The sequence below is a fragment of the Kluyvera sichuanensis genome (genome assembly GCF_014218705.1).
Classification (GTDB): Bacteria; Pseudomonadota; Gammaproteobacteria; order Enterobacterales; family Enterobacteriaceae; genus Kluyvera; species Kluyvera sichuanensis.
The window spans coordinates 1-4,872 of the sequence record NZ_JABBJF010000058.1; the positions used below are offsets into that span (position 1 = coordinate 1).

Annotated in this window: 6 protein-coding genes and 1 pseudogene; 2 read left to right on the forward strand and 5 right to left on the reverse strand. The window is 52.4% G+C overall.

Annotated elements, in window-relative coordinates; all coding sequences use genetic code 11:
- Positions 1 to 490 precede the first annotated feature (490 nt).
- A complete protein-coding gene (locus HII27_RS26510; protein WP_032634162.1) occupies positions 491 to 919 on the reverse strand; it encodes a hypothetical protein in 429 nt (142 codons plus the stop codon).
- Between the two features lie 284 nt (positions 920 to 1,203).
- Here HII27_RS26510 and HII27_RS26515 point away from each other — a divergent pair, with 284 nt between their 5' ends.
- Complete coding sequence (locus HII27_RS26515) at positions 1,204 to 1,632, forward strand: helix-turn-helix domain-containing protein (RefSeq protein WP_058676822.1); 429 nt, start codon at positions 1,204 to 1,206, stop codon at positions 1,630 to 1,632.
- A 56-nt stretch (positions 1,633 to 1,688) separates the two neighbouring features.
- Here the strand turns inward: HII27_RS26515 and HII27_RS26520 are convergent, their stop codons facing one another.
- The 4 genes from HII27_RS26520 to HII27_RS26540 all read right to left on the reverse strand — a co-directional run bounded on the left by HII27_RS26520 (position 1,689) and on the right by HII27_RS26540 (position 4,387).
- Complete coding sequence (locus HII27_RS26520; protein WP_123921711.1) at positions 1,689 to 2,180, reverse strand: hypothetical protein; 492 nt, start codon at positions 2,178 to 2,180, stop codon at positions 1,689 to 1,691.
- Positions 2,181 to 2,651: 471 nt separating this feature from the next.
- Positions 2,652 to 2,867, reverse strand: a complete 216-nt coding sequence (locus tag HII27_RS26525) for an MbeD family mobilization/exclusion protein (RefSeq protein ID WP_029590204.1) — start codon at positions 2,865 to 2,867, stop codon at positions 2,652 to 2,654.
- A gap of 6 nt (positions 2,868 to 2,873) precedes the next feature.
- A complete protein-coding gene (locus HII27_RS26530; protein ID WP_000096688.1) occupies positions 2,874 to 3,365 on the reverse strand; it encodes an MbeB family mobilization protein in 492 nt (163 codons plus the stop codon).
- Positions 3,366 to 4,042: 677 nt separating this feature from the next.
- Positions 4,043 to 4,387: a MobC family plasmid mobilization relaxosome protein gene (locus HII27_RS26540; protein ID WP_032634158.1), complete on the reverse strand. Its 345-nt coding sequence runs from the start codon at positions 4,385 to 4,387 to the stop codon at positions 4,043 to 4,045.
- Positions 4,388 to 4,618: 231 nt separating this feature from the next.
- Here HII27_RS26540 and HII27_RS27635 point away from each other — a divergent pair.
- Positions 4,619 to 4,872 (forward strand): annotated as a pseudogene (locus tag HII27_RS27635) (hypothetical protein); the annotation flags it as partial.

Genomic DNA, 4,872 nt, shown 5'->3' on the forward strand with positions numbered 1-4,872 from the left:
AGATACCAGGCGTTTCCCCCTGGTGGCTCCCTCGTGCGCTCTCCTGTTCCTGCCTTTCGGTTTACCGGTGTCATTCCGCTGTTATGGCCGCGTTTGTCTCATTCCACGCCTGACACTCAGTTCCGGGAAGGCAGTTCGCTCCAAGCTGGACTGTATGCACGAACCCCCCGTTCAGTCCGACCGCTGCGCCTTATCCGGTAACTATCAACTTGAGTCCAATCCGGAAAAACACGACAAAGCGCCACTGGCAGCAGCCACTGGTAACAGGTTTAGAGGAGGAGAGTCTTGAAGTTTCGGGTGCGATAAGGCTACACTGAAAGGACAGTTTTGGTGACTGTGCTCCTCCAAGCCAGTTACCGCGGTTCAAAAGAGCGTCAACTCTTGCGAACCTTCGAAAAAGCCACCTTGCCGGGTGGTTTTTTCGTTTTCACCGCAAGAGATTACGACGAGGGTCAACGAATCTCAAGGGATCATTCATCCGAACAAGAGATCATTCGAAATTTTGGGGGAGTTGCATAGGGTCATGATACCCAAGCTCTAACAGTTTTATATGGTTCGGCGCTAGACGTTGGAAGTGGATGACCCAATCAGAGACTTTGTACTTCCCGTGAAATGTATCGATGAAAACGGGATCGCCTATATGGGCATGCCACAATTTATTAGCCCTGGCATGTTCTTCAATAGCTTCTTTGTTTTCGTAACTGTCAGGCACGTTCCAAGATGGCGATACCTTGCCAATCCAAGCCGGATGGCCTTTTAAGGCATCGCCAAAAAGATTGTACTTCTCGAAATGTTCGATGAAGTCATCGATTTTATCGAGTGTTTTTTGAGAAAAGCGGGATGTGTAATAAAGATTGAATGTCTCAGAGAAAGAGACAACATTCAATTGTGGATTTTGCGTGCTTGATCCGCTGCCCATGCTCTTCTCTGCTCCCTACTTAGACCAGATGGCATTGTAACAGATCTCTCATTCGCTCTGGAAATCAACAGAGACAAGGATACACCAAATATTTCAGTATCTTTTACAAGATCATGATGTTGTTTGGTTTTCATATCACTAACTCCGTATTTAATGCAGATAGAAATGTTTTTCTGTTCTCAGATTAGCCTTTTATAGTTGTGTAATAATGGCGCTGGTGTCACCCTATTCATATGAATACTTATATTATATATATCTCAAAAAAAATATTTACAGGATAATCAATGGGTTACGCAATAGAAAAAAAATGGAAGGCTGGAGGTCTGTCATTAGGATGGACTGCAGTACCTACTGTGTTGTTTTTTATACAAAATGAGAAGAAATTGAGCCCTGTAGCATTCAATACCTTGCTGAATCTCATAGTACACTGGTGGAATCTACAGGAGTGGCCGCACCCCTCAATGGAGAGCCTGGCTATACGGATGGGGGTGTCAGTAAGGACGGTGCAAAGGGCTATTAATGACCTAGAAAAAGCCAATCTCTTAGATAAAAAACCGACATCAAAAAGCGACAACCGATATGGTGGCCGCAACATATACGACCTTACAAAGCTTGTAGATTATTTAGACATAATTGGTCCTTCTGTGTCCGAGCAAGTAAGAAAGCCGCGACATAAAAAGCCAATATATACAGTAAGGAAAAAAGCCGATTAGTTATGCTGGTTACATGCAGGAACAGCCCGCATTTGGAGGCCGGGCTTATCGTTAAATTAGGGCTTAATCGTAAGACCAGAACGTTGAATGTATTCATCAACGCGATCGCCAATGTTTACAATTTTGGCGAAATTCACATCAGCCGATGACACGTTTAGATCCGTTGCGGATGCAGGCATAGGCAAGGTTGCACGATGACCATCGACGGAAACCAAGGTTTTTCTATCAACAAACGAAGAACCATAGTGAACGGTGTACTCGACTGAACACGCATTACTATCAGGATGACGAACAGCCCAAGGCTCATTAAACGAGTTGTAGTCGTCGTAATCAGCTCTCTTAATGTGCAGTGCTAAATCATTTTTATAAGTAAACGCCCCTGTCTCATCATCCACAATCCAATCATTTTGACTCGATTGCGCAAGAATTCGTGTAACTTCATCAGCATTCATAAATAGCTCCATCAGGCAGTGTGTAGATAAAAAGCAAACAACATCACCTACATGGGTATTATCAGAACCTTTATCAACGGACGGTTGATTTACCATAACATCTGTTGCCCGCACCGCTGAAACGGGGTTGGCTGCGTTTCCGGTGCCAGACGCGAGAAAGTGGCGACAGACATAACGAAAAAACACCAGAAACGCAGCCGCTGAATATTACACTGGTGCATAGTCATGCAGCCAGATGCATGGATGTTAAAGTCACACTAAAATCCGCGCCAATGCCTTAAAAACCGACAAATGCTTCTCCAGCCAGTCCCACAGCTCCGCCGCCAGATACAGGCAGTTAAGCAATGATTCAATAAGATTTAACAGCTTCATTTCCCGCTCCTGAATAAGTCGTGACCTTTTTGATCACGAACCTATTTAGCGGGAGAAATAAGAGCCCCTCTTCGTGCGGGTTGTCAGCTGCCTGGATGGTTTAAAGTGTCGGCCCGCGGTAGGTTTTCTGCGGCTGGCGCTCCAGCTCCAGTGTTTTCTGATACTCATTCTCCCTCTGCCGGAGCTCGATGGCATTCAGTTCCCGGACAAGCGGCGCAGCTGCTCGCTTAAACTCAGCACCTGCGTGCTCAAGTCCGACACGCGCTCGTTCAGCATCGCGTTCTCCCGTTGCATAAGACCACACATGCTCCGCCATTCCGCGAAGGCGCTCTCCCATTCGTCCAGCCTTTGCGAGTAGTCCTGCTGTAGCTGCTCTAATGCGCTCAGCAACTGCTTTTCCAGCTCTGTCATTTTCCGCTACTCCTGTTTCAGGCGGATCCATGTCGTCCCGTCGTAGGGGATGGCTTCGGTTTGCATCCCCGGCGGCAGGATAAGAAACCTCCGGCCGTCGCTGCTCTCCTGATAGCGCACTCCCCACGTCCGGGCGGTCATTTTCGCCAGGGTATCTTCCTGCTGACGAAGATGCGTGTAATTGTCGGTTATCTGCTGCCCCTGCCACCACAGAATGCTCCCGCTCGTGCCGATCAGCAGCGCTGACACCATCAGGATGGTGAGCCATGTCCGCCCGGCAGTCCGCAGTACGCTCCGCCGGTTTTTCTCCATCGCCTCGCTCATACTCTGCTCGTGGGCGAGGATGGCGTCGCTGATTCTCCTCGCGCTTGCGCTCAGTTCCGCTCTGACAGACTGCTCGTGCTCGCTGAATGCGGCTTTCAGCATCTCGCCGGTACTCTGCTGCTGCGCTTTCGATTGCTGCTCTAAGTCCTTCGCCAGCGTTAAAAGACTGCTCATAGATGGCTCCCTTCAGTCGGATGTTTCGCCCCCCGTCCGGGTCGGCAATGCTGATACTGCTTTTCGTGGTGCGCACCACCTCAAAACCTGCACCTTCAAGAGTGTCAGTGACATCCTGACGGCTTTTCAGCTCCCCGGACGAAGCAAGGGTCAGCAGTCCCCGGGTAATGGCTTCTGCGGCCTCCTGCTTCGTTTTCGGCAGCCCGGACGGCGTGACCAGCGCCCGGCGGTTTTCCGGCGCGTTCGGGTCGTGCAGCCCCAGTCTGCCGTTCACGATAGTCTGCCAGGCATCGATGCGCGGCCGGTCGGCGCGGTCGTAGTAAGGCTGGAGCCGCCTGCCGGTCAGCAGCTCGGTATTGGGGATCAGAAAGTTCAGCTCCAGACGCCCCTTGTCCGCGTGCTCCACCCACAGAATGCTGTACTGATCTTTATCGAGTCCGGGCATCAGAACCCGCTCGAAGCTGGCCATCAGTTTTTCCCGCTGGCCGGGAGGCAGATCGGCCTCCGCAAACGACAGAACGCCGGAGGTGTATTTCTTAACGTAAGGCGACGCGTCAATCAGCTCCCGGACTTCTTCCGGCTTCCCCTGCAGGACGGTGGCGCCTTCACGCTGCCGGTCTTTACCCAGCAGATAGTCCACCGGCCCGGCGCCACCGCCGCGGCCGCGCGGATGAAATTTAACGATCATCGTCCGTTCCTTTCTCAAGAACGGCGTGCCGCAGCCGCTCAAGGCCGGCATCGATGGCCATCAGCGCCGCCACAATCTGTACCCTGTCATGGCCGGTGCCGCCGCCGGCGTTAACACGGCGGGCTATCTGGTTCAGGTTATTGCCCATGCCGGCAAGCTGGCGCAGCAGCGCCGGCGAGATCGAGGGGAGCTTTCCGGAACGTGCCGGCTTTTCGTCCAGGCAGATCTGCCGCATCCACGCCGCCAGCTGCCTGCCGTCACAGCGCTCAAGCAGCCGCCGGTGCTCGTCCTCCGTCACCCACATGGTGAGCATCTTGCTCCGTTTCTCTGACAAACCGGCCTCCTGATAACGCCGGGACGGGCGGGAAAGCCTTTCCCGGTCGGCGCGGGGTTGGACAAGCCGCAGGCGCGTCAGGCTTTTGGCGGGTTTCGGGGCGCAGCCCTGAACCAGTCACGTAGCGCTAGCGGAGTGTATACTGGCTTATTATATTGGCACGGGTGCGGGAATCAGTGAAGTGCTTCATGTGGCAGGAGAAAAAAGGCGGCACCGGCGCGTCAGCAGAATATGCGATACAGGATATATTCCGCTTCCTCGCTCACTGACTCGCTGCGCTCGGTCGTTCGGCTGCGGCGAGCGGTGTGGGCTTACGAATGGGGCGGAAATTTCCTGGTAGATGCCAGGAAGAAACTTAACAGGGAAACGATAAGGCCGCGGCGAAGCCGTTTTTCCATAGGCTCCGCCCCCCTGACAAGCATCACGAAATCTGACGCTCAAATCAGTGGTGGCGAAACCCGACAGGACTTAAAGATACCAGGCGT